Here is a 21,536-nt window from a genome sequence, read left to right as displayed (position 1 = left end):
CGTCAGCCAGCGACGTGGCGGTCGAGCCACGTGACCAGGTCGGCGACCACCTCGTCGCGGTTCGTCTCGTTGTAGACCTCGTGCCGCGCACCCTCGTAGACGTGGACCTGCACGTCCGACAGCCGGCCGCGACGGCGGTAGGCCTGTGCGAGCCGCTCCACCGAGCGGGGCCCGCCGAGGGTGTCGTCGGACCCGACCTGCAGCAGCACCGGCAGGTCGTGCGGGATGCGGCGACGCGGCACCCCGAGCAGCCGCAGTGCGTCCGCGACCCCGAACAGCTTGATGACGTCTGCCTCGACCGCGAGCGGGTCGGCCGCGATGGCCTCGATGACGGCCCGGTCGCGCGTGATCCACTCGTACTTCGTCGGTCCGGAGCCCGCGTGCCGCGCGTTCAGGTCGCCGCTGTTCATCCACCCGGGCAGCCGGTACGCCGTGGCCGAGAGCACCACCCCGTCGTACCGCTCGGACGAGGTGTTCACGATCCGCTGCGCCATGAGCGAGCCCCACGAGTGCCCGAGGAGCACGAGCGGCAGCCCCGGGTCCTGCTCGCGCGCGACGACGCTCATCTGCTCGACGGCGGCGATCGCGGCGCGCAGACCCCCGGGTCCGAGTCGCCCGAGCTGCGCGTGGTCGCCGCCCCACTGCGCCAGACCGGTCCGGCCGTGCCCGCGGTGGTCGTTCGCGTGCACGGTGTACCCGGCGCGGACCAGGTCCTGCGCGAGCGGCTCGTAGCGGAGCCCGTGCTCCCCGACGCCGTGGGCGATCTGCACGATGCCCTTCGGCCGACCGGCCCGCCACGTCGAGTAGACGATCTCGACGCCGTGCGCGTCGGTGAACGAGGCGTCGCCCCGGGCGGCGGAGAAGGTCGGCACGGGTGCATCCTCGCAGACCACGGAGCCCGCGCGCGTGTTCACCCGGCGTTCACGCAGCGGGTCCTCGGCGGGCCTACCGTCACCGCCATGGACGTCCTCGTCACCGTCGTGCTGGTGATCGTGGTGGCCCTCGTGTTCGACTTCACGAACGGTTTCCACGACACCGCGAACGCCATGGCCACCTCGGTCGCCACCGGAGCCCTGAAGCCCCGGACCGCCGTGCTCATCTCCGCCGTCCTCAACGTGGTCGGCGCGTTCCTGTCCACCGAGGTCGCCGAGACGGTCTCGCAGGGCATCATCCGCGAGGGCCAGGACGGCATCCAGATCAGCCCGACCATGATCTTCGCGGGACTCGTCGGCGCGGTGCTGTGGAACCTCGCCACCTGGTACTTCGGCCTGCCGTCGTCGTCGACGCACGCGCTGTTCGGCGGACTGATCGGCGCGTCGATCATCGGCGCCGGCCTGAACTCGGTCGACTGGGCCACCGTCGTGTCGAAGGTGGTGCTGCCGGCGCTGCTCTCGCCCGTGATCGCCGGTGTGATCGCGCTCGTCGCGACCTACCTGGCGTACACCCTCACGCGGAACGCGACCACGCACGGTGCCGCGACGGGCTTCCGACACGGCCAGACGATCTCGGCGTCGCTGGTGTCGCTCGCCCACGGGACCAACGACGCGCAGAAGACGATGGGCGTCATCACGCTGACCCTCATCGCGGCGAACTACCAGGCCGCGGGGACCGGGCCGGCGCTCTGGGTGATCCTGGCGTGCGGCCTCGCGATCGGCCTCGGCACCTACACGGGCGGTTGGCGCATCATGCGGACCGTCGGCAAGAGGATCTCCGACGTGCAGTCCCCGCAGGGGTTCGCGGCGGAGACGAGCTCGGCGGCGACGATCCTGGTGTCCTCGCACCTCGGCTTCGCGCTCTCGACCACCCACGTCACCAGCGGGTCGGTGATCGGCTCGGGCCTCGGCAAGAAGCTCGCCGACGTGCACTGGTCCGTGGTCGGTCGGATCGTGGTGGCGTGGGTGATCACGCTGCCCGCGGCCGCAGTCGTCGGCGCCCTCGCGACCCTCGTGGCCTCGACGAGCACGGTCGGCCTGGTGGTCGTCGCGGTGCTCGCCCTGGTCGGTGGCCTCGGCTTCTTCCTCCTCGCGCGGCGGAAGCCGATCACGAAGGACACCGTCAACGACGAGCAGCCGGCCGGCGAGCCGGTGTCGGCCTGAGGAGGACCCGATGGACATCGACTTCGGCAGCATCGGCATCGTCGCCGGCGTGGGGTTCGTCGCGGCGGTCGGCGTGGTGCTCGTCTACACGCTCGGCCTGCGGCTGCTCGGGACCGGGCAGCCCGTCGACGCCGCCGGCGAGCGCACGGAGTACCGCGACGAGACCCCGCGGTCCGGACACACCCCACCGATCGCCCTGGCCGGAGCGATCGTGTGCTTCGCGGTCTGCGCCGGAGCGGTCCTGTACGGCATCTGGCTGACCATCCCGCAGTTCCACCAGTAGCGCCGGTGGGAGGATCGTCCCGTGCCCTCCCACCGGATCGTCGCTTCCCCCGAGACCGCCGTCGACGTGCTCACCGCCGAGCGCGACCCCGTGCTCCGCGTCGATGGCGGCGACACCGTGACCGTCCGGACACTGAGTGCCGCCGGGTACACCGAGCGGCTGGCCGCACCCGGGGCGGACGCACCGACGCTCCTCGACGGGCGCCGCGGGCACTGCCTGGTCGGACCGATCGCCGTCACGGGCGCGCGGCCGGGCCAGGTGCTCGCCGTGCGCTTCGACGAGCTCGTGCCCGACGACTGGGGCTACACCGGGTCCGGCGGGGTCGACACCCCGGTCAACCGGGCGCTCGGGCTCGCCGACCCGGCATCACGCGGCCCACTGCTCTGGGACGTCGACGCCGTCGGGGGCACGGCGCGGAACCAGCTCGGGCTCGGCGTCCGGACGGCGCCGTTCCTCGGGGTGGTCGGGCTCCCGCCGGAACCCACCGGGGAGCACTCGACGATCCCGCCGCGTCCGCTCGGCGGGGGCAACATCGACTGCCGCGAGCTCGTCGCCGGCTCGACGCTGTACCTGCCCGTCACCGTGGCCGACGCGATGCTCTCCGTCGGGGACGGCCACGCGGCGCAGGGCGACGGTGAGGTCTCCGGCACCGCGGTCGAGTGCGGGATGACGACCACGATGACGCTCTCGTTCCTCGACGACGCCCCGGTCGAGGGCGTCCACGCCGACACCCCGGCGGGGCGGATCACGTTCGGGTTCGACGCCGACCTGAACACCGCGACGACGACGGCGCTCGACCGGATGGTGGACTGGATCGCCGGACTGCACGGGATCACCCGCGGCCAGGCCCTGGCGATGGCGAGCGTCGCCGTGAGCATGCGCGTGACCCAGGTCGCGAACCGCACGTGGGGCGTGCACGCGCTGCTCCCCCACGACGCGATCCTGGGTCCCGACGCGACCCTCGGTCCCGACGCGACCTGAGCGCACGACGCGAGCCGCGCCTCCCGTTCGCCCGTTCCCTCCCGTCGCACGTGCGACGCCGGGTGGGAACGGGCACACCTGGTCAGGTCTTCCGACCAGGTGTGCCCGTTCCGACCAGGTACGGCCGGAGGGACCAGGAGAGGCGAGGCAGTGCCCGTCAGTGCGCGGAGTACCCGCCGTCGACCAGGTGGTAGCTGCCGCTGATGAACGAGGCCTTGTCGCTCAGCAGGAACAGCACGAGCGCCGCGACCTCGGCATCGGTGCCGAGCCGCTTGGCCGCGTGCTCGCCCTCGAGCGCCGTGAGCTCCTCGGCGGACAGGGACGCGCGGACCAGCGGGGTGTCGATGAAGCCCGGACCGACCGCGTTCGTGCGGACGCCCTGCGCCGTGTACTCGAGCGCGGCGACCTTCGTCAGCCCGACGAGCGCGTGCTTGGACGCGACGTACGCGGCGTTGTGCGCGATCCCGACCGAGCCGAGCACCGACGCCATGTTGACGATCGCGCCGCCGCCGGCTGCCAGGATCGCCGGGATCTCGTACCGGAGCCCGTAGAAGACGCCGTCGAGGTCGACCGCGCGGACCCGGTCCCACGCCTCGACGTCGTACTCGCCGATGGGCTGCGGAGCGGCGCCGATGCCGGCGTTGTTCACGGCGAGGTGGAGCGCGCCGTACGTGTCCACCGCGTGCTGGACCATCCGCTCGTTGTCGCCGGCCACCGCGGAGTTCGCCTCGAACGCACTCGCCGTGCCGCCCGCGGCCTCGATCTCGGTGACGACGCGCTGTGCGGCTTCGGCCTTGATGTCGGTGACGACGACCTCCGCGCCCGCCGCGGCGAGCTCCTTCGCGATCGCGGCCCCGATGCCGCTGCCACCGCCGGTGACGACGGCGACCCTGCCCTCGAACTCGGACATCTTCTCCTTCTTCCTCGACGTTCCGTCGATCGTGTACTGAGCAACACCTGTTGCACAACGAGCGTACACCCGGAGGGCATCCAGTTCGTTCGCTGAACTAATGAGGTAGGCTAACGGTCATGCCCGACACCTCCCTCGCCGCCGACCTCCGCGTCGCCGTGGCGCGACTGTCGCGGACCCTGCGCGCGCAGAAGGTCGACGCGAGCATGACCGACGGCCAGTTCTCGGCCCTCGCCCGACTGCACCGCGAGGGCGCCATGACCCTCGCCGAGCTCAGCCGCCAGGACGGCGTCACCCCGCCGAGCATGACGAAGTCGATCGCCGTGCTCGTGGACCGCGGCCTCGTGTCGAAGGTCGACCACGGCGACGACCGCCGCAAGGTGCTGCTCGCCGCGACCCCGGCCGGGGCGACCTTCGTGGAGGAGACCCGGCGGCGCCGCGACGACTGGCTCTCCCCGCGCCTCGGCGCCCTGACCGAGACCGAGCGGCACACCCTGGCCGAGGCCACCGAGATCATGAGGAGGCTGGCCCAGCAGTGACCGCCGTGTTCCGCTCCCTGTCCGCCCGCAACTACCGCATCTGGTTCGCCGGCGCCCTGGTCTCCAACGTCGGGACCTGGATGCAGCGCACCGCCCAGGACTGGATCGTCCTGACGAAGCTGTCCGACAACGATGCGATCGCCGTCGGCATCACGATGGCGCTGCAGTTCGGCCCGCAGCTGCTCCTGCTCCCCCTGACCGGACTGGCCGCGGACCGCTTCGACCGGCGCCGGATGCTCATGCTGACCCAGGGACTGATGGGCGCACTCGGGCTCGGCCTGGGGATCATGGTCCTCACCGACACGGCGACGCTCTGGTCGCTGTACGGCTTCGCCCTGGCACTCGGCATCGTCGCTGCGTTCGACACCCCGATCCGACAGGCCTTCGTCTCCGACGTCGTGCAGGGCGAGCACGTGTCGAACGCCGTCGCCCTGAACTCCGCGTCGTTCAACGCCGCGCGGCTCATCGGCCCGGCGGTCGCGGGCGTGCTCATCGCCGCGATCGGCTCCGGGTGGGTCTTCGTCATCAACGCCGGCTCGTTCCTGGCCGTCCTCGTCGCGCTCCGCTTCGTCGACCCCGCGCAGCTCGCCGAACGGGTTCGCCCGAAGCGCGGCAAGGGGCAGATCATCGCCGGTTTCACCTACGTACGGACCCGGCCGGACATCATCGTGGTGCTGTGCATGATCTTCGTCGTGGGCACGTTCGGCGTGAACTTCCCGATCTTCACCTCGACGATGGCACGGGTCGAGTTCGGCAAGGGCGCCGGCGAGTTCGGCCTGCTGAACTCGGTCATGGCGATCGGCTCGGTCGCGGGCGCGCTCCTCTCCGCACGGCGGGACCGCCCACGGATGCGCACGCTCGTGATCGCCTCGGCCGGCTTCGGACTGGCCTGCACGGCGGCCGCGGTCGCCCCGACGTACTGGACCTTCGCGGTCGTGCTGGTGTTCGTCGGCCTGGCCTCGCTGACCTTCATGACGACGGCCAACGCGCTGGTGCAGACCACGACGAAGCCCGCGATGCGCGGTCGCGTGATGGCGCTCTACATGGCGATCTTCGCCGGCGGCACCCCGATCGGTGCCCCGATCGTCGGCGCCGTCGCCGATGCCTGGGGACCGCGGTGGGCGATCGTCGTCGGGGCCGCCTCCGGGTTCGTCGCCCTCGCGATCGCCCTGGTCTGGCTCATCCGCTGGGAGCACCTGCGCCTGCGGTACGACGCGGACGCGCGGCTGCACCTCGCGGTCACGCACGCGGTGCCGGTGGTCGGCACGCGGGCGTCCCGCGCCGCGGTGCGGCGCGACCTGGAGCGCGACGAGGCGGTGGCGGACCGGTCCAGCGCGGTCTGACCGGCCGGGAGGCGCGGCGCACCGCCGCCACGCGCGCACCGTGACCACGTGCCGGCCCCGAGGCGCGGGGAGACCCCGCCACGAGCCTCCCGTCCGGTGTCACGACGTCGCCGACAGGAGCTGCTCCGATCGTGGCGGCAGCGGAGACGGCGGTGGCGCTGCTCAGCGAGCGGGTGCCGCCACCGCGAAGACCCGATCCTCGAGCGCCCCGACGACGGCACCGACGGCCGCGGCGAGCCCGTCCGCGGCGGCACGGATGCCGTCCGGAGCACCGACGTCCACCCGCCCGAGCGCCGATCGCGCGATCCGGAACGCCTCGACCTGGTCGTCCACGCAGGCCGGCGCGACGTCGGCCAGGCAGTCGTCCGCCCGCGCGGCGAGGAACGCGAGCGACCGCGGACTGTGCGATTCGTGGAGCAGGAACCCGGCGGCCTCCTGCGGGGCGACGCCGGCGTGGTCGCGCCCCCGTCGGAAGGCCTCGCCGGCCCCGCACGCCCGCAGCGCGGTGGTCCACGACGCCGACGAGCCGGCGTCCACGAGCGGGGACGCGAGGAGCCGCGCGGTCAGCCCGCACCGCAGCAGGGACCTGCCCAGGGTGAAGAACTCCCACACCTCGTCGCGGCTGACGTCGCCCTCGACGACTCCGACCGCCAGCGCGCTGCGTTCCCGCACCCAACCGAGGAACTCGTGCGCGCGGTCGACGGCCACCTTGCGGGGCATGCGCGAGCGGGTGACGTCGAGGCAGTCCCAGAGCTCCGTGGACACGACCTCCCGAGCACGGCGGGCGTGGTCGCGCGCGACGCCGACGGCGTGGGCGACCGATGCCGGTTCGTGCCGGTCGAGTGCCAGCGACTCGAGGACGGCCGCCCGGTCGCGACGACGCCCGGACGAGCGTGCACCCACGACGCGGTGCAGCGCGGAGCCGACCACGGACTCCTCGTCGACGACACCGGCGTCGGGTCGGACGACGTAGACGTCGAGCATCCGCGCGACGACGTCTGCACGCTCGACCGCGCTCCCGACGTGGAACACGCTCCCCGCGAGTCGGCTCAGCACGTCGGCTCCTGCATGCGGCGAAGCTACCGACCTGGCGTTGCGACAGTGTTTCGGAGCCGCGTCACGGGTGTTGCGACCGGATCCGTCGGGCGCGCTCCCAGCACATGCTCGCTAGACAATCTAACTAGAGCGTCTAGCATTGTCGGTATGACGACCGAGGTGACGAACACCACCACGGGCTTCTGGTACGGGGCAGGATCCAGGGTCGACGCGGTGGACGTACTGAACGCGCTCCGCAGGTACCGGAGCGCAGAGAGTGCCGCGCAGCGCCGGGCGCGCGAGGCACTGGGCATCGGGGAGAACGCCCTGCTCGCGCTGCGGATCCTGCTGGACGCCGAGTCCGAGGGGCGCTCCGTGAACGCGAAGGAGCTCGCCGACCGACTCGAGATCACGCCGGCGTCGACCTCGGCGCTCGTCGACAGGTTGGTCCGCAGCGGCCACGTCGAGCGGCACGCCGACCCCCACGACCGCCGCGGGGTGATCCTCACCGCGTCGGGCGGATCGATGCGACAGGTGCTGCAGGTGATCGACCAGCTCGACACCCGCGCGATCGAGGTCGCCGAGCACCTCCCGCAACAAGACATGGGCGTCGTCGTCGCGTTCCTCGAGGAGATGGCACGGGTCGTGGACCACGAGGAGGACGAGACCACGACGGAGCGCTCCGCGTAGCCTCGGCACATGCGCAGCACTCCGGAGGAGCCCGTCGGGATTCCACCGCGCGGCACGGGCGATCCGCAGCCGAGCGGCCCCGTCGACCACCACCCGCGCGATCCCGAGGACGACATGCCCCTGGCCGAGCTCGACGCACGCGCTCGCGCGGACGCCGCGCTCCGGCGCATCCGGGACGGTGCCGACCCCGCACGGGAGGCCTTCGACCTGGCGAACACGATGAACGACGAGGCCGTCGGGCGGCTGCGCGGCGCAGTCCTGCGGTGGTTCCGCCGCGACTGACCCCGTGACCGCCGGGCGGTCGCCGTGCAGGCGGACCGGACTCGGCCGGTCCTCGCTCAGGCCGACTGCGGCCGGTCGTCGGTGAACGCCGTGCCGACGGCCGCGATGTCGTCCGCGCCGTGACCGTCGGCACTCGCCCGCGCGTAGACCCCGTCGAGCGCATCGAGCAGGGTCGTCGACACGCCCGCGGACCGAGCAGCATCGCCGATCAGGCCGATGTCCTTCCGGAGACCGTCAAGGGCGAACTGCGGCGCGAGGTCCCCGCCGATCATCGAGGCACCCTTGGTGTGCGCGTAGGGCGAGTCGCTCGCGGTGCCGTCGATCGCGTCGAGGAACAGCTGCGGGTCGAGGCCGAGGGCACGGGCGATCGCGAGCGACTGCCCCGTCGCCGCGGTGATCGACGCGATCCAGGCGTTGGCGGCGAGCTTCAGTGCCGTCCCGTCGCCGACCCGCTCCCCCGCGCGGACGGTCTTCGCGCCGACGGCGTCGAGCACCGGGTCGATCCGCTCGAGCACGTCCGCGGGGCCCGCGGCGAGCATCGTGAGCTTCCCCTGCTCCGCGGGGGCCTTCGTCCCGAGCATCATCGCCTCGACGAGGGTGATGCCGTACTTCTCGGCGAGCTGCACGACGGTCTCGGTGCCGGCGACCCCGACGGTCGACGCCTGCACCCACACTGCGTCGGCGGGAGCATCACCCGCGGCGGCCTCGAGGACGTCGACCACCGCGTCGGTGTCGAAGAGCGTCAGCAGGACGACCTCGGCGTCGGTGACCGCGGCGGCGGCATCCGTCGCCACCGTCGCCCCGTCGTCGCCCAGCGGACGAGCCCTGTCGGCGCTGCGGTTCCAGACGGTCACCTGGTGCCCGTCGCGCAGCAGGGACTTCGCGACCCCTGCACCCATCGTCCCCGTGCCCAGCACCGTCACGCGCACCAGTGTCTCCGTCCTTCGTCCGGCACCGTGCCGGCGACGATCTCGACGCTACGCCTGCGAGGGGACGACCGACCGTGCCGGACCACAGGCCGATCGATCAGGACGACGGGTCAGAGCAGGCCGCGCGCTGCGAGCCAGGGCGCGGGGTCGACGGGCGTCCCGCCGATGATGACCTCGAAGTGCAGATGCGGCCCGGTCGAGATGCCGGTGCTGCCCACGGCGCCGACCTGCTCGCCGGCCGACAGCGTCTGACCGGGCAGGACGTCGATGCGCGACAGGTGCCCGTACCGGGTCTGCGTGCCGTCGGGATGTGCGAGGAGCACCTGGTTGCCGTACCCGCCGAGGGGTCCGGCGGAGACCACCCGTCCGGGCATCACGGCGACCACCGGCGTGCCGGCAGCCGCGGCGAAGTCGAGGCCGTGGTGGTTCGTCGAACAGGCACCACACCCGGCGACCTGGCGTCCACCGAAGCCTCCGGCCGTCGGGATCGTGCCCGCGACCGGGCGGACCGCGCCCGCGCCGGTCGTGATCTGCACACCGCCGTGCCGGGCACTACCCGCGCGGGCCTGCCGCACGTCGAAGCCGTCGCGGGTCACGGTGACGGTGACCCCGGACGCGACGCGGTAGTGCTGCCCCGGTGCGGGCGCGACCTGGCGCGCAGGAGTGGGCGCAGCCGTCCGCTCGGTGACGAGGCCGAGCCCGGTGGGGTCGTCGAGCGCCGCGGCCGGGGTCGCCCCGGAGACGACCAGGCAGGCGGCGAGGGCCGAGGCGGTCACCGGGAGGCGCCGCGCCGACCATCCTGAACGTGCAGTCGGGAGCCCTGCAGGGTGCCGCGTCCGCTCGGTGACGACGGATCCGGAGGTGGCCGCCGACCTCCCGCGCTCGCGGAGCCCGTGGCCGCGCTCGCGGAGCCCGCGGCCTCGCTCGCGGAGGTCGCGGCGGCGCGGCAGGGGCGCCTCGCGCCGGGCGTGTGGGGTGGTGGTGGACACCGGGGCGGCGGCAGGGGGGACCGCCGCCCCGGTGGTCTGGTGGCCGACTCGGACGGACCGGGCGACGGCGTCGTTCGCCGCCCGGCGCGCCGCTCCGCGGGGACGGATGGGCGACGTCGGTGCCGGCCGTGTCGATGCCGGCTGTGTCGGTACCGATCGTCTCGGCGGCGCGGCGAGGGCGCTGTCGGTCGTGGTCATCGTGTCGGTGGTCGTTGGGGTCGTGGTGTCGTTTCGGACGGGTTCGGTCGCTCGGACGTCGTCGGACCGCGGCGCGGTGTCGTCCGGCTCAGCCGCGGACCACGCCGTCGCGGGTGATCCGCTCGAGCTCCCCGACGACGGCATCGACGACCGCGCGGGTGATGGCGTCGGTCACCGCCTCGACCAGGGCGAGCTGGTCGGGAGTGACCGCGACCTCCTGCGGGAGCGCGGTGCCGACCCGCTGCGGAATCTCGTCGATCGCGGCGACCAGGGCCGCCGGCACGAGGGCGGAGCGCATCGGGGACACCGGGGCCGTCAGCGGCGAGGTGGGCGCGGGGACGACCCGGGTCCGCGCGGCGGTCACCGAGACCGCTGCCGCCGGAGCCTGCGACGCCGGAGCCGCTGCCTTCGCGGTGGAGCCGGCGCGGGGAGCGCGCTGCGAGATCGAGTCGAAGAGGGGCGTGGAGGACATGCTGCTTGCCTTCCGGTCAGTGGTGGTCCGGACCGTCCTGGGCGGTCCGACTGGGCTCGTGCCTCGGGCACGAGCACGATTCAACCACTGATATGCAGAATGTGCAATAGCGCGTACGAGATCAGTCCGGTTCGACCGCCTGCGTCGGGTCGTCTCGTCGGAGCACCTGCTTCACCCGCTCGACGATCGTCGACGGCGGGTTGTTGTACGCGTTCGCCGGTTCCTGACCGCTGAGCGCCTGGATCGCCTCCATCACGGCGTCCGTCGCGTGTCGCCGGGCGCGTCCGGACGAGGCTTCACCGAAGTGGGACAGGTCCATCGGCGCGCCGAACTCGATCGTGACGCGGGCGAGCCTCGGCAGCCGTGACCCGACGGGCTGGACGTCCTCCGTGCCGGTGAGGGCGACCGGCACGACCGGCGCCCCGCTCGTCAACGCCAGCCAGGCCACACCCGTCCGACCCTTGTAGAGCCGACCGTCGAGGGACCGGGTGCCCTCCGGGTAGATCGCGAAGGCCTCGCCGGCCTGCAGCCGCTCGAGCCCCAGGTCGAGGGCGTGCTGCGCCGCGGCTCCGGCCCCGCGCTCGACGCCGATCGCGCCGATCCCGCCGAAGAACGCCCGCGAGACGGCACCACGCAGACCGGTGCCGGTGAAGTACTCCTGCTTCGCCAGGAACGACACCTTGCGCGGCGCCATCAGCGTGATCGCCGGGGAGTCGATGAACGAGCGGTGGTTGCTCGCGAGGATGACCGGCCCGTGCCTGGGGACGTTCTTCCGTCCGACGATGCGCGGGCGCCAGACGAGACGCGCGAGCGGTGTCACCACCGCTCGGCTCATCGTGGTGGCGAACTTCGTCGTACCGGGCACCGGGCCTCCTCGTCGTGGGAGGTTCCGAGTGTAGTGAGCACCGTCGCGGCCACATTCCGACTGCGGAATGCGTCTGCGGACTCTGCTGCGAATGCTGCTGCGCGAGCGCTCAGCCGTGCGAGGCGACGACGTCGAGCACGGCCCGTCCGTACCGCTCGAGCTTGGCACCGCCGATCCCGGAGATCTCGCTCAAGGCGTCCTCGTCCGCGGGCTTCACCGCGGCGATCCCGCGCAGCGTCGCGTCGTTGAACACCACGTACGCCGGGACCCCCTGCTCGCGCGCCTGTGCCGCCCGCCACGCACGGAGCGCCTCGAACAGCCCCATCGCCTCCTGCGGGACGTCCGTGACCGCCTGGCGTCGTGCACGCGAGGCCCGCGGAGCGCGCACCGGGTCGCGGCGCATCAGCACGCGTGTCCGGCCGCTCAGGACCTCGGCGCTCGTCGGGCTGAGGACCACGGTGCCGAAGCCGTCCCCGGACACCGCGGCGTAGCCCTGCGCGAGCAGCTGCCGCGCGACGGCACGCCACTCCCCCTCGCCCAGGTCGTTGCCGATGCCGAACGTGGCGAGCGAGTCGTGTCGGAGCTCCTGCACGCGCGGCGACTGCTTGCCGACCAGGATGTCGACGAGGTGCGCGACGCCGTACCGCTGACCACGCTCGCGCTCGAGGCGCACCACCGTCGACAGGAACTTCTGCGCGGGCACCGTGCCGTCCCACGGCTCCGGCGGCGCGATGCACGTGTCGCAGTTGCCGCACGCCGTCGACTCCTGCCCGAAGTAGGCGAGCAGCCGGACCCGGCGGCACTCGATCGTCTCGCAGAGCGCCAGCATGGCGTCGAGATGGGCGCTGAGCTGCCTGCGGTGCGCCGCGTCGCCCTCGGACTGGTCGATCATCCGCCGCTGCTGCACGACGTCGTTCAGCCCGTACGCGAGCCACGCCGTCGACGGCAGCCCGTCACGGCCCGCACGCCCGGTCTCCTGGTAGTACCCCTCGACCGACTTCGGCAGGTCGAGGTGCGCCACGAAGCGGACGTCCGGCTTGTCGATGCCCATGCCGAAGGCGATCGTCGCGACCATGACGACGCCGTCCTCGCGCAGGAAGGTCGACTGGTTGCGCTCGCGGACCTTCGCGTCGAGGCCGGCGTGGTACGGCAGCGCCGGGATCCCCTGGTCGGCGAGCGCCGCCGCGGTGCGCTCGACCGAGTTCCGCGACAGGCAGTAGACGATGCCGGCGTCGCCGCCGTGCTCGGTCTTGATGAAGGTCAGGAGCTGCTGCAGCGCCCCGGTCTTCGGCTCGATGCGGTACTGGATGTTCGGCCGGTCGAAGTCGGCCACGAAGTGTGCGGCGTCGTCGAGCCCGAGCCGACCGGAGATCTCGCGGTGGGTCTGCGGGGTCGCCGTCGCGGTGAGGGCGATGCGTGGCACCGTCGGCCACCGCTCGTGGAGCACGCTCAGCTCGAGGTAGTCCGGCCGGAAGTCGTGCCCCCACTGGGCGACGCAGTGCGCCTCGTCGATGGCGAACAGGGCGATGCGCGCGCGGTCGAGCAGGGAGCGGGTGGACTCGAGCCGCAGCCGCTCGGGCGCGAGGTAGAGCATGTCCACCTCGCCGGAGACGACCGCCCGCTCGACCCGGGCACGCTCGTCCGGGCCCTGCGTGGAGTTGAGGAAGGCCGCACGCACCCCGTTCGCGGCGAGGGCGTCGACCTGGTCCTGCATGAGGGCGATGAGCGGCGACACGACAACCCCGACGCCGTCGCGCACGAGCGCGGGTACCTGGTAGCAGAGCGACTTGCCGCCGCCGGTCGGCATGAGCACGAGGGCGTCGCCGCCGGACACGACCTGGTCGATGATCGCGGCCTGCTGCCCCCGGAAGGCGTCGTAGCCCCACACCCGGTGCAGGACGTCGAGCGCGGCAGCCCGCGTTGGCGACGGCGAGGTCGGGGTCGTCGTGCTCATGCACCCAGCCTACGAGCGCGGGGCGACACCCACCGTCTCGTCCACAGGCGCACCGGCGGACGAGCCGGCCACGGTCGCCCGGCGGTCCGTCTCGGGACCGCGGGCCGGCGCGACCGCCCAGCCCGTGCCTCCCGGGCGGGTCCACTGCCGCCCCTCGGCCCAGGCCGGGGCCGGACCGCGGAAGCGGGGCGCCTCGTGTCCCGGGAAGCGACGATCGAGCCTCCGCCAGGTCGCCAGGAGCTCGATCATCCCCCAGAAGGCGAGCGAGGTCGCGAGCGTGACCAGGAAGCCGCCCGCGGTGCCGTCCGAGGCGTCGAGGTCGATCTTCGACCAGCCGGGGGCCTGCAGCACGAAGATCATGATGTTGTTGAAGGCGTGCTGCAGGACCGTGGCCTCCATGCCGCCGGTGCGCAGGACGATGATCGCGGCGATCAGGCCGAAGGAGCCGACGTCGAGGATGCCCCACACGTTGTAGCCGTTCGGGATGTGCCCAGCGGCGAACACGACGGTCGACACCGCGACGGCGATGACGACACCGACGACCCGGACCGGGATCCACGACGCGATCGTCTGGACGAGGAAGCCGCGGAAGACGTACTCCTCGGCCGCGCCCTGGAACGGCACGAGCACCAGGACCATCACGATCGTGAGCGTCAGGGTGGCGGGCGACACGGTCGACTGCCCGATGGCGTCGTGGTCCCAGCCGAAGCCGCCGTCGAACGAGAACATCCCCCACGTCTGCAGCAGGAACATCGGGATCGCGATGACGATCGTGGGCAGCAGGCACCAGAGCGTCCAGCGCCAGCGCACCCGGAAGCGCGTCGACGACAGGATGCCCGCCGGGCCGATCCGGGCGATCTTGACCGCGAGCAGGACACCGGGCAGCAGCACCACCAGGGACAGCAGGGTCAGCGACAGGATGAGCGGGTCGGTGGGGTCGAGGGCGCCGCTCGTCAGGTCGTCCTGGAAGCCCGTCAGCCCCTCGGCGCCCTGCGTCGCACCGACCGGCACGAAGTACGCGATCGCCAGGACGACCTGCGTCGCGATGTAGTACCCGACCAGGAACGCGAGCGCGACGAGCGGACGCCACCAGCGCCAACGGGCATCGACACGGGGCAGGCGGTGGTACGGAACGCTCACCCGCGCAGGCTACCGGCCCGGGCAGGATGGGAGCCGTGCTCTCCGTCCTGCTCGGCCTGACCGGCGCGGTCGTCTACGGGGCCGCGGACTTCCTCGGTGGCCTCGCCGCCCGCCGGGTCCGGGCCGTCACCGTGGCGGCCGCCGCGGCGGCGGTCGGGCTGGTCCCGCTCGCGGTCGGGGTCCCGGTCGTCGGAGCAGCGTTCTCCGGCGCGGCCGTCGCAGCCGGCGTCGCCGCGGGCGTCTCGGGGTCGGTCGCGGTGCTGCTGCTGTACCGCGCGCTGGCCGTCGGCCCGATGAGCGTGCTCTCCCCGCTGACGGCGGTGTTCGCCGCGGTCACCCCCGTCGCGGTCGCGCTGCTCGGCGGGACGGTGCTGTCGCTCGCCGCCTCGGTCGCGCTCGTGGTGGCGGTGGTCGCGGTCGTGCTGGTCGCGGCGGTGCGGGACACCTCGGGTGCGCGGGTGACCGCGGTCGGGATCGTGACGGCTCTGGTGGCAGGGTGCGGGTTCGGCGGGATCGTGCTCGCCTACGACGCGGCACCCGGGGACGCGGGGGTCGCGACGCTCCTGGTCGGCCGGGTGGTGCAGACGGTGCTGCTCGGGGCGGTGGCGATCGTGGTGGCGGTGCGGTCGGGACCGGTCCGGACGGGAGGCGCGGACCACGTCGCCCCGTCGGCGTCCGCCGTGCGGTCTGCCGCGGGCGGTGTCCGTGGGCAGCGGCGGCCGGGCTCGTCGCGGTGGTCGGGCCGGTCCCGCTGTTCGTCCTGGTCGCGCTGGTCGCGCTGGTCGCGGTGGTCGCGGCGGACCGTGGTCGCCGTCGTGGCCTGCGGGGTGCTCGACGCCCTGGCGAACGCGTGCATCCAGGCGGCGCTGCACGTCGGCTCGGGCGGCGCTGCGCTGCCGGTGGTGAGCGTCCTCAACGCCCTGTACCCGATCGGCACGGTGGTGCTCGCGGGCGTGGTGCTGCGCGAACGGCTCACCGCGGTGCAGTGGACCGGGATCGTGCTCGCCTTCGTGGCCTCGGTCGGGTTGGCGCTGGCGTAGCTCAGTCGTCGGCGATGAGGCGCTTGCCGAGCGAGACCGCGCGGTCCGGGGCGTACCCGAGCGAGGCGTAGAACCCGAGCACCTGCTCGTTGCCCTCGCGCACCTGCACGTTGATCTTCGGGCACCCGCGCTCGAGCAGGAGACGTTCGAACTCCGCCATGAACGCCCGTCCGAGCCCGGAGCCCTGCAGGTCGGGGCGGACCGCAAGGTAGTTGACCCAGCCGCGGTGCCCGTCGTAGCCCGCCATGCCGACGCCGACGACCGCGGTCGCGTCCTCACCGTCGGGCTGCTCGGCGACCAGGAAGAACTCCGGCTGCTCGGCGACCTTGCGCGCGATGTCCCGCCGCGGGTCGTTCCACGGCCGCAGCAGTCCGCAGGCGTCCCAGAGGGCGACGACCGCATCGGTGTCGTCGGGGCGGAACACCGGGGTCATCCCGCCACGCTAGCGGGACACGTGTGCATCCACAGGTTCGAGGACTCGTCACGTGCTCGTCGTCGTGGTCTGATAGACCTGTCCGACCACCTCTTCCGGATCAGGAGCACCGTGACCGCACACGACACCGCCCCGACGCGCCGCTCGGTGCGCGAGGACGAGGCCACGCGGCCGCCACGGCGCACCAGGCCTCGCCAGACCGTCGGCGGCGCACTCGTGTCCCTGCTGGCGGAGCTGCTGATCATCGCCGGCGCCGGGACCGGCCTCTACGTGGCGTGGACCGCGTGGTGGACCGACGTCGTCGCCGTGAACGAGCAGACGAAGCTCGTCGACGACCTCGGGCAGCGCGCGGCACCGAAGGTCGAGGGCTCCGAGCACCGCGGCGAGGCCCCCGTCCTCCCCGAACCGCCGGACGTCACGAGCGTCTTCGGCACGATGCAGATCCCCCGCTTCGGCGCGGACTACCTGCGACCGATCGGCGAGGGCACGGACCGCGAGCGGGTGCTCAACACGATCGGGCTCGGGCACTACCAGGACACCGCGATGCCGGGCGCCGAGGGCAACTTCGCCGTCGCCGGGCACCGCGTGACGTACGGCAAGCCGCTCAACCAGATCGCGGAGCTGAAGACCGGCGACGCGATCGTCGTCCGGGTGACCGACAAGGAGAAGGACTTCGACGTCTGGTACGTCTACAAGGTCACCGACTCGCAGATCGTCACGCCCGACAAGATCGAGACGATCGCGCCGGTGCCGAACCAGCCCGGCGTCACCCCCTCGGCCGAGGACCGCTGGCTCACCCTGACCGCGTGCCACCCGATGTGGTCCGCCAAGGAGCGCTACATCACCCACGCCAAGCTCGACTACTGGATGCCCGTCTCGGAGGGCACCCCCAAGGAACTCTCGGAGACGCCGCAGTGATCTTCCCGTTCGTCTGGCGGATCCTGCCCGGACCCGCCGCCCTGAAGGTCCTCGAGCTGCTCGTGCTGCTCGCCGTGATCGTCTACGCGCTGTTCACGTGGGTGTTCCCGTGGATCGCGGCCGACATCCTGCCGCCGCCCGACGGCACGGTGGACGCACCGCCGTCCCCCTGACCGCGGTCCGCGCGGATCGTCAGACGGTGGTCGTGACCCTCGAGCCGCCCTCGGCGGTGCGCCGCACGGCGATGCGTTCGGGGATGCGCTGCTTGAGCTCCTCGACGTGGCTCACGATCCCGACCTGACGTCCACCGGCGGTCAGCCGTGCCAGCTGCCCGATGACGTCGTCGAGCGTCTCGGGGTCGAGGGTGCCGAAGCCCTCGTCGACGAACAGGGTGCCGAGCGAGACCCCGCCGGCCTCGGCCTGCACGACGTCGGCGAGCCCGAGCGCCAGGCAGAGCGACACCGTGAAGGTCTCGCCGCCGGAGAGGCTCCCAGGTGCCCGCCGGGTGTCGGTGGAGTGGTCGTGGACCGCGAGGGCGAGACCGGTCCTGCGTGCCCGTGAGCCGGCTTCGCGCTCGTCGGAGGTCTCGAGGGTGAACCGCCCGCCGAGCATCCCCCGCAGCCGGTCGTTCGCGGCCGCGACGACGTCCTCGAAGCGCCGCATGAGCACGTACGTGCCGAGGGTGACGCCGCTCGGGTTCACCGCGGTCACGCCGTTGGCGACGTCGGCCAGTCGCACGATCGCTCGGCTCCGGGCGGACGTGTCGTCTCGGGCCCGGACGGCGCGGTCGACCTCGGTGGCACAGCCGGCCGCGGCCTCGGCCCGATCGGACGCCGAGACCGCCGAGCGCGCGGCGTCGTCGGCCTGCTCGGCCGCGGCGACGTGCGCTGCACGTGCGGCCTCCAGATCGAGTGGGGTGTCCGGTCCGGCGTCGAGGTCGTCGGCCGCGGCGACCACCGCGGGTTCCGCGAGGCCCGCGTCGACGACGGCACGCTCGCGGTCCGCCGCGACGACCTCGGCCTGCAGCGCGGTCCCCCGGTCCGGCGGGAGCAGCGCTGCCCGGGCCGCGTCGACGGTGTCGAAGCCCTGCTCCGCCAGCGTGCGGGCTACCTCGGCGGTCCGCTCGACCACGGTCTGCGCGGCCGACGCCGCCTGAGCCTCGGCAGCGGCGACCTCGACGGCCCGCGAGGCGAGGTCGTCGAGCTGACGGACGACCTGCGCGAGCGAGCGGTCGTCCGCTGTCCGGTCGCGGTCGTCGACGGGCACCCAGGGGTCGGCGGCGAGGGCGGCTGCGCCCAGCCGTGCGTCCGTGACGGCGGCGGTGTCGTGGTCGAGCCGCTCCCCCTCGGCCGTGCTCGTCGCGACGAGGACCGCGTGCTCGGCCTGCACGGTGTTGTGCTCGCGTTCGAGTGCCCGGGTGTCGTCGTCGTGTGCCGCGCGGCGCTGTTCGACCTCGGCGACGCGGACGGCGGCAGCATGGGCGGTGTCGACGCGAGCGGCGGCTGCCGCGACCTGGTCCGCCAGGGCGTCGGCGTCGGTGTCCCCGACCGCGGCGCGCAGTCGTTCGAGGTCCGCCCGCTCGACCGCGAGGACGGCCGCTGCCTCGGCGAGGGCACCGTCGGCGGCACGCGTGGCGTCGGCGGCGGCGTTCACGGCTGCCGCGTCGGGGTGGTCGTCCTGCGGCACGGCGACGTCCGGGTGCTCGGTCGCGCCGCACACCGGGCAGGGGTCACCAGGCACGAGCGCTGCACCGAGTTCGCCGGCGAGTCCGGCGATGCGTCGTGTCCGCAGGGCCTGCTCGGCACGCAGGAGCTCCTCGGCGTGGCGCCGGCGGGCGGCCACCGCCTGTTCCGCCCGGTGCACGGCGGCAGCGGCGGCGTCGCGGGCGTCGAGGTCCGCGCGCAGCCGCCGCAGGCGTTCGACCTCGGCTCGGGCGGCCTCGCCGTCACCCGCCGCGGCGGCGGCGGACCGGGCTTCCTCGACCAGGGCCGCTCGTCCGGCGGGACGCACTGCGAGCGCGCGGTCGAGCTCGGCCACCCGCTCGACGAGCACCGCGGCCCGGGCGGCGGCGTCCGCGCGCGCTCGGCGGCGGTCGTCGAGCGTGGCCTCGATCGTGACGAGGTGTCGGATCGCTGCGGCCCAGGCCGTCAGGTCGGCGTGCCGTGCAGCGACGTCGACGTCCGTCGGGACCCCGAGGCGCGTCCGGAGGTCGAGCGCCCGGCGGTGGTGCTCGTCCGCACGGACGCGGGCGGCGTCGAGGCCGTCGGCCGGCGTCGTGACCCGGGCGGCCCGGTCGGCGAGGGCGAGCCGGTCGCGGGCGGCCTCGACCCCGGCTGCAGCGTCGTCGAGGGCGCGGCGGCGTTCGAGGAGCGCCGCACGCCGCGCCCGTGCCTCGAGCCGTGCAGCCACGTCGTGCTCGTGCAGCCGCGCACGGTCCGCCGCCGCCACCGCCGCGGCGCGACGTGCTGCGGTGTCCTCCGCCCGAGCCCGGAGTGCATCGAGGGTCCCCGCCACCGAGTCCTCGGTCGCTTCCGGCTCACCGGCCGCCTGGGCGAACCGGTTGAGCGCGTCCCGGACCCGGGCGTCGGCGGACTCGACCTCGGCCTGGACCTCGCGACGGCGTGCGGCGAGCTCGTCGGCGGTGCGGTCGTAGACCTGGGTGCCGAAGAGCGACTGCAGGAGCTTCCGGCGGTCCTCGCCCGGCGCGCGGAGGAACCGGGCGAACTCGCCCTGCGGCAGCACGACCGTCTGCAGGAACTGCGCACGGTCGAGTCCGACGGCCCGCGTGACCTCGAGCCCGATCTCCGGGATGCGCGAGGACACCGGCTCGCCCACGGCGTCCGCCGGGCTCGCGAGCCGGAAGAGCTGCGCGGATGCCTGCTGCCGGACCGTCCCGGCACCGCGCTGCTTCGGTCGGTCGTACTGCGGCGTCCGACGGACCCGGAACACGCCGGCCCCGGTCTCGAACACGAGCTCCACGAAGGGTTCGACCCCGGGGTCCGCGTGCTGGCTGTGCAGGCGGTCGTGCGTCGAGCCCTCGCCCGCGAGGCCGCCGTAGAGCGCGAAGACCACGGCGTCGATGATGGTCGACTTGCCGGACCCCGTCGGCCCCTCGAGCAGGAACACCCCGGAGGCGGCGAGCGCCGCGAAGTCGATCGAGACGAGCTCGGGGTACGGCCCGATCGCGCGGAGTTCGAGTCGGTGCAGGTACATCAACGCCCCCGGTCGTCGTGCATGGCGAGGACGGCTGCCTCGTACGCCTCGGTCAGGACCGCGCGGTCGTCCTCGCTCAGAGCCGCGCCCGTGGCGAACGCGACGAAGTCGGCGGCGACCTCGACCGGGTCGGAGGTCGCAGTCACCGCCCGGACGGTCTGCCGTTCCGGGCGGTCGGCAGGCTCGTGGGTGATCGCCAGGGCGTGCGGGAAGTGGTCCTTCACGCGGGCGTACATCCGCTCCGGGTGGACCGTGTCGGTCACCGCCACGCGGACCCACGCGTCGGCGTCCCCGCGGTGCTCGCCGGACTCGATCGCGGTCATGGTGGTCCGCACGTCGGCCAGGCGACGCGGTATCGGAGCGGGCACGAGCTCGACCGAGACCGCACCGTCGGCGTCGAGCTCGACGAGGGTGACGCTCTTGCGCTGCTGCCGCTCCCCGAAGGAGAACGCCAGCGGCGAGCCCGCGTACCGGATGCGGTCGCCCGCGCCGACCCGCTGTGGCCCGTGGAGGTGGCCGAGCGCGATGTAGTCGATGCCGTCGAACACCGACGCGGCGACCTGGTCGACCCCGCCCACCCGGATGTCCTGTTCGCTCTCGCTCGGTGCAGCGCCGCTCACGAAGGCGTGCGCGACGACGACGCTGCGGGTGCCGGGGCGCGTCGCGAGGTCCGCGCGGATCCGTCTGGTCGCCGCCCCGACCACCGCCTGGTGCGACCGGGCGAGGGGTTCGTCGGGTACCTCGGCCAGGGCGTAGCGCGTCAGGTCGGGGTGCAGGAACGGGATCCCGTACACGGCGACCGGCCCGTCGTCGTCGCTCAGGAGCACCGGTGTGCCGATGCCGGCGGGCTCCGCCAGGATCCTGACGCGGTCGTGCATCACCCCTGCGCCGAAGCCGAGTCGCGCGGCGGAGTCGTGGTTACCCGGCGTCAGCACGACCGTCGCCGTCGCGGCCAGCCGTTCGAGCGTCCGGGAGAGGAGCCGGACGGCATCGACCGGCGGGATGGCTCGGTCGTAGACGTCGCCGGCGATCACGACGAGGTCGACCGAGCGCTCGCGGACGGTGTCGACGAGGAAGTCCGCGAACACCGACTGGTGTCCGAGCAGGTCCGCACCGAGCAACGTGCGGCCGAGGTGCCAGTCGCCGGTGTGGAGGATCCGCATGCCGTCACGGTAGCGGCGGCCGGGGACATCACCGGCGACCCCGTGCCGCCCTGTGGAGGACCG

The 21,536-nt window shown here is 73.4% G+C and carries 22 protein-coding genes; 10 read left to right on the top strand and 12 right to left on the bottom strand.

Annotated elements, in window-relative coordinates; genetic code table 11:
• Positions 1-2: 2 nt before the first annotated feature.
• Positions 3-872 (bottom strand): alpha/beta hydrolase, encoded by an 870-nt coding sequence (locus tag C1N91_RS02945; RefSeq protein WP_137766533.1) that lies wholly within the window; start codon positions 870-872, stop codon positions 3-5.
• Between the two features lie 87 nt (positions 873-959).
• On the opposite strand from C1N91_RS02945, the gene C1N91_RS02940 reads away from it, so the two are divergent.
• Genes C1N91_RS02940 through C1N91_RS02930 form a run of 3 tightly spaced genes read left to right on the top strand, consistent with a single transcriptional unit; the run spans position 960 to position 3,360 of the window.
• Entirely contained in the window at positions 960-2,096 is a 1,137-nt protein-coding gene (locus C1N91_RS02940) for an inorganic phosphate transporter (protein WP_137766532.1), read from the top strand.
• 10 nt (positions 2,097-2,106) lie between these two features.
• Positions 2,107-2,379: a hypothetical protein gene (locus C1N91_RS02935; RefSeq protein WP_137766531.1), complete on the top strand. Its 273-nt coding sequence runs from the start codon at positions 2,107-2,109 to the stop codon at positions 2,377-2,379.
• Between the two features lie 21 nt (positions 2,380-2,400).
• A complete protein-coding gene (locus C1N91_RS02930) occupies positions 2,401-3,360 on the top strand; it encodes an acetamidase/formamidase family protein (RefSeq protein ID WP_137766530.1) in 960 nt (319 codons plus the stop codon).
• 157 nt (positions 3,361-3,517) lie between these two features.
• Here the strand turns inward: C1N91_RS02930 and C1N91_RS02925 are convergent, their stop codons facing one another.
• Complete coding sequence (locus C1N91_RS02925) at positions 3,518-4,270, bottom strand: SDR family NAD(P)-dependent oxidoreductase (RefSeq protein ID WP_137766529.1); 753 nt, start codon at positions 4,268-4,270, stop codon at positions 3,518-3,520.
• Between the two features lie 119 nt (positions 4,271-4,389).
• Here C1N91_RS02925 and C1N91_RS02920 point away from each other — a divergent pair, with 119 nt between their 5' ends.
• Positions 4,390-4,809, top strand: a complete 420-nt coding sequence (locus tag C1N91_RS02920) for a MarR family winged helix-turn-helix transcriptional regulator (protein WP_058748673.1) — start codon at positions 4,390-4,392, stop codon at positions 4,807-4,809.
• Positions 4,806-6,152 carry an MFS transporter gene (locus C1N91_RS02915; protein ID WP_137766528.1) on the top strand — a complete coding sequence of 449 codons (1,347 nt, stop codon included), beginning with the start codon at positions 4,806-4,808 and terminating at the stop codon, positions 6,150-6,152. The genes C1N91_RS02920 and C1N91_RS02915 overlap by 4 nt, the downstream gene beginning before the upstream one ends.
• A gap of 162 nt (positions 6,153-6,314) precedes the next feature.
• Here C1N91_RS02915 and C1N91_RS02910 read toward each other — a convergent pair whose 3' ends face one another.
• Positions 6,315-7,208: an alpha-E domain-containing protein gene (locus tag C1N91_RS02910; protein ID WP_137766527.1), complete on the bottom strand. Its 894-nt coding sequence runs from the start codon at positions 7,206-7,208 to the stop codon at positions 6,315-6,317.
• A 147-nt stretch (positions 7,209-7,355) separates the two neighbouring features.
• Between C1N91_RS02910 and C1N91_RS02905 the strand changes: the two genes are divergently transcribed.
• Together C1N91_RS02905 and C1N91_RS02900 are read left to right on the top strand one after the other, a co-directional pair.
• The gene (locus tag C1N91_RS02905) at positions 7,356-7,877 is read left to right on the top strand and encodes a MarR family winged helix-turn-helix transcriptional regulator (protein WP_137766526.1); all 522 of its coding nucleotides are present in this window, start codon (positions 7,356-7,358) and stop codon (positions 7,875-7,877) included.
• 9 nt (positions 7,878-7,886) lie between these two features.
• Entirely contained in the window at positions 7,887-8,159 is a 273-nt protein-coding gene (locus tag C1N91_RS02900; RefSeq protein ID WP_137766525.1) for a hypothetical protein, read from the top strand.
• Positions 8,160-8,215: 56 nt separating this feature from the next.
• Here the strand turns inward: C1N91_RS02900 and C1N91_RS02895 are convergent, their stop codons facing one another.
• From C1N91_RS02895 to C1N91_RS02870, 6 genes are all read right to left on the bottom strand, one after another.
• Positions 8,216-9,082, bottom strand: a complete 867-nt coding sequence (locus tag C1N91_RS02895; protein ID WP_217496454.1) for an NAD(P)-dependent oxidoreductase — start codon at positions 9,080-9,082, stop codon at positions 8,216-8,218.
• 116 nt (positions 9,083-9,198) lie between these two features.
• The gene (locus C1N91_RS16830) at positions 9,199-9,864 is read right to left on the bottom strand and encodes a M23 family metallopeptidase (RefSeq protein ID WP_217496453.1); all 666 of its coding nucleotides are present in this window, start codon (positions 9,862-9,864) and stop codon (positions 9,199-9,201) included.
• Positions 9,865-10,363: 499 nt separating this feature from the next.
• Positions 10,364-10,747 (bottom strand): hypothetical protein, encoded by a 384-nt coding sequence (locus C1N91_RS02885; RefSeq protein WP_137766523.1) that lies wholly within the window; start codon positions 10,745-10,747, stop codon positions 10,364-10,366.
• A 121-nt stretch (positions 10,748-10,868) separates the two neighbouring features.
• On the bottom strand, positions 10,869-11,582 hold the full coding sequence (locus C1N91_RS02880) for a lysophospholipid acyltransferase family protein (RefSeq protein WP_082687369.1): 714 nt from the start codon (positions 11,580-11,582) through the stop codon (positions 10,869-10,871).
• 139 nt (positions 11,583-11,721) lie between these two features.
• Positions 11,722-13,566, bottom strand: a complete 1,845-nt coding sequence (gene recQ / locus C1N91_RS02875; protein ID WP_137766522.1) for a DNA helicase RecQ — start codon at positions 13,564-13,566, stop codon at positions 11,722-11,724.
• Between the two features lie 9 nt (positions 13,567-13,575).
• A complete protein-coding gene (locus C1N91_RS02870) occupies positions 13,576-14,706 on the bottom strand; it encodes a CPBP family intramembrane glutamic endopeptidase (protein ID WP_137766521.1) in 1,131 nt (376 codons plus the stop codon).
• Positions 14,707-14,741: 35 nt separating this feature from the next.
• On the opposite strand from C1N91_RS02870, the gene C1N91_RS02865 reads away from it, so the two are divergent.
• The gene (locus C1N91_RS02865; protein ID WP_137766520.1) at positions 14,742-15,746 is read left to right on the top strand and encodes an EamA family transporter; all 1,005 of its coding nucleotides are present in this window, start codon (positions 14,742-14,744) and stop codon (positions 15,744-15,746) included.
• A gap of 1 nt (position 15,747) precedes the next feature.
• Here C1N91_RS02865 and C1N91_RS02860 read toward each other — a convergent pair whose 3' ends face one another.
• Entirely contained in the window at positions 15,748-16,179 is a 432-nt protein-coding gene (locus tag C1N91_RS02860) for a GNAT family acetyltransferase (RefSeq protein ID WP_137766519.1), read from the bottom strand.
• A 111-nt stretch (positions 16,180-16,290) separates the two neighbouring features.
• Here C1N91_RS02860 and C1N91_RS02855 point away from each other — a divergent pair, with 111 nt between their 5' ends.
• On the top strand, positions 16,291-17,097 hold the full coding sequence (locus C1N91_RS02855) for a class E sortase (protein ID WP_254678317.1): 807 nt from the start codon (positions 16,291-16,293) through the stop codon (positions 17,095-17,097).
• Entirely contained in the window at positions 17,094-17,270 is a 177-nt protein-coding gene (locus C1N91_RS16585) for a hypothetical protein (RefSeq protein ID WP_158407726.1), read from the top strand. Before C1N91_RS02855 ends, C1N91_RS16585 begins: the two co-directional genes overlap by 4 nt.
• 19 nt (positions 17,271-17,289) lie before the next feature.
• Here C1N91_RS16585 and C1N91_RS02850 read toward each other — a convergent pair whose 3' ends face one another.
• Positions 17,290-20,310: an AAA family ATPase gene (locus C1N91_RS02850; protein WP_137766518.1), complete on the bottom strand. Its 3,021-nt coding sequence runs from the start codon at positions 20,308-20,310 to the stop codon at positions 17,290-17,292.
• On the bottom strand, positions 20,310-21,473 hold the full coding sequence (locus C1N91_RS02845; protein ID WP_137766517.1) for a metallophosphoesterase family protein: 1,164 nt from the start codon (positions 21,471-21,473) through the stop codon (positions 20,310-20,312). The genes C1N91_RS02850 and C1N91_RS02845 overlap by 1 nt, the downstream gene beginning before the upstream one ends.
• Positions 21,474-21,536 lie beyond the last annotated feature (63 nt).

It is taken from the genome of Curtobacterium sp. SGAir0471 (genome assembly GCF_005490985.1).
In the GTDB taxonomy this organism is placed as follows: domain Bacteria; phylum Actinomycetota; class Actinomycetes; order Actinomycetales; family Microbacteriaceae; genus Curtobacterium.
The sequence above is the reverse complement of the archived record's forward strand: the minus strand, read 5'-3'. Positions and strand labels throughout refer to the sequence as shown.

Bases quoted from the DNA above. Each gene is read 5' to 3' on its own strand.
- C1N91_RS02940 (WP_137766532.1), top strand. From the start codon at position 960: ATGGACGTCCTCGTCACCGTCGTGCTGGTGATCGTGGTGGCCCTCGTG.
- C1N91_RS02935 (WP_137766531.1), top strand. From the start codon at position 2,107: ATGGACATCGACTTCGGCAGCATCGGCATCGTCGCCGGCGTGGGGTTC.
- C1N91_RS02925 (WP_137766529.1), bottom strand. From the start codon at position 4,270: ATGTCCGAGTTCGAGGGCAGGGTCGCCGTCGTCACCGGCGGTGGCAGC.
- C1N91_RS02920 (WP_058748673.1), top strand. From the start codon at position 4,390: ATGCCCGACACCTCCCTCGCCGCCGACCTCCGCGTCGCCGTGGCGCGA.
- C1N91_RS02905 (WP_137766526.1), top strand. From the start codon at position 7,356: ATGACGACCGAGGTGACGAACACCACCACGGGCTTCTGGTACGGGGCA.
- C1N91_RS02900 (WP_137766525.1), top strand. From the start codon at position 7,887: ATGCGCAGCACTCCGGAGGAGCCCGTCGGGATTCCACCGCGCGGCACG.
- C1N91_RS02885 (WP_137766523.1), bottom strand. From the start codon at position 10,747: ATGTCCTCCACGCCCCTCTTCGACTCGATCTCGCAGCGCGCTCCCCGC.
- C1N91_RS02880 (WP_082687369.1), bottom strand. From the start codon at position 11,582: ATGAGCCGAGCGGTGGTGACACCGCTCGCGCGTCTCGTCTGGCGCCCG.
- recQ (WP_137766522.1), bottom strand. From the start codon at position 13,566: ATGAGCACGACGACCCCGACCTCGCCGTCGCCAACGCGGGCTGCCGCG.
- C1N91_RS02860 (WP_137766519.1), bottom strand. From the start codon at position 16,179: ATGACCCCGGTGTTCCGCCCCGACGACACCGATGCGGTCGTCGCCCTC.
- C1N91_RS02850 (WP_137766518.1), bottom strand. From the start codon at position 20,310: ATGTACCTGCACCGACTCGAACTCCGCGCGATCGGGCCGTACCCCGAG.
- C1N91_RS02845 (WP_137766517.1), bottom strand. From the start codon at position 21,473: ATGCGGATCCTCCACACCGGCGACTGGCACCTCGGCCGCACGTTGCTC.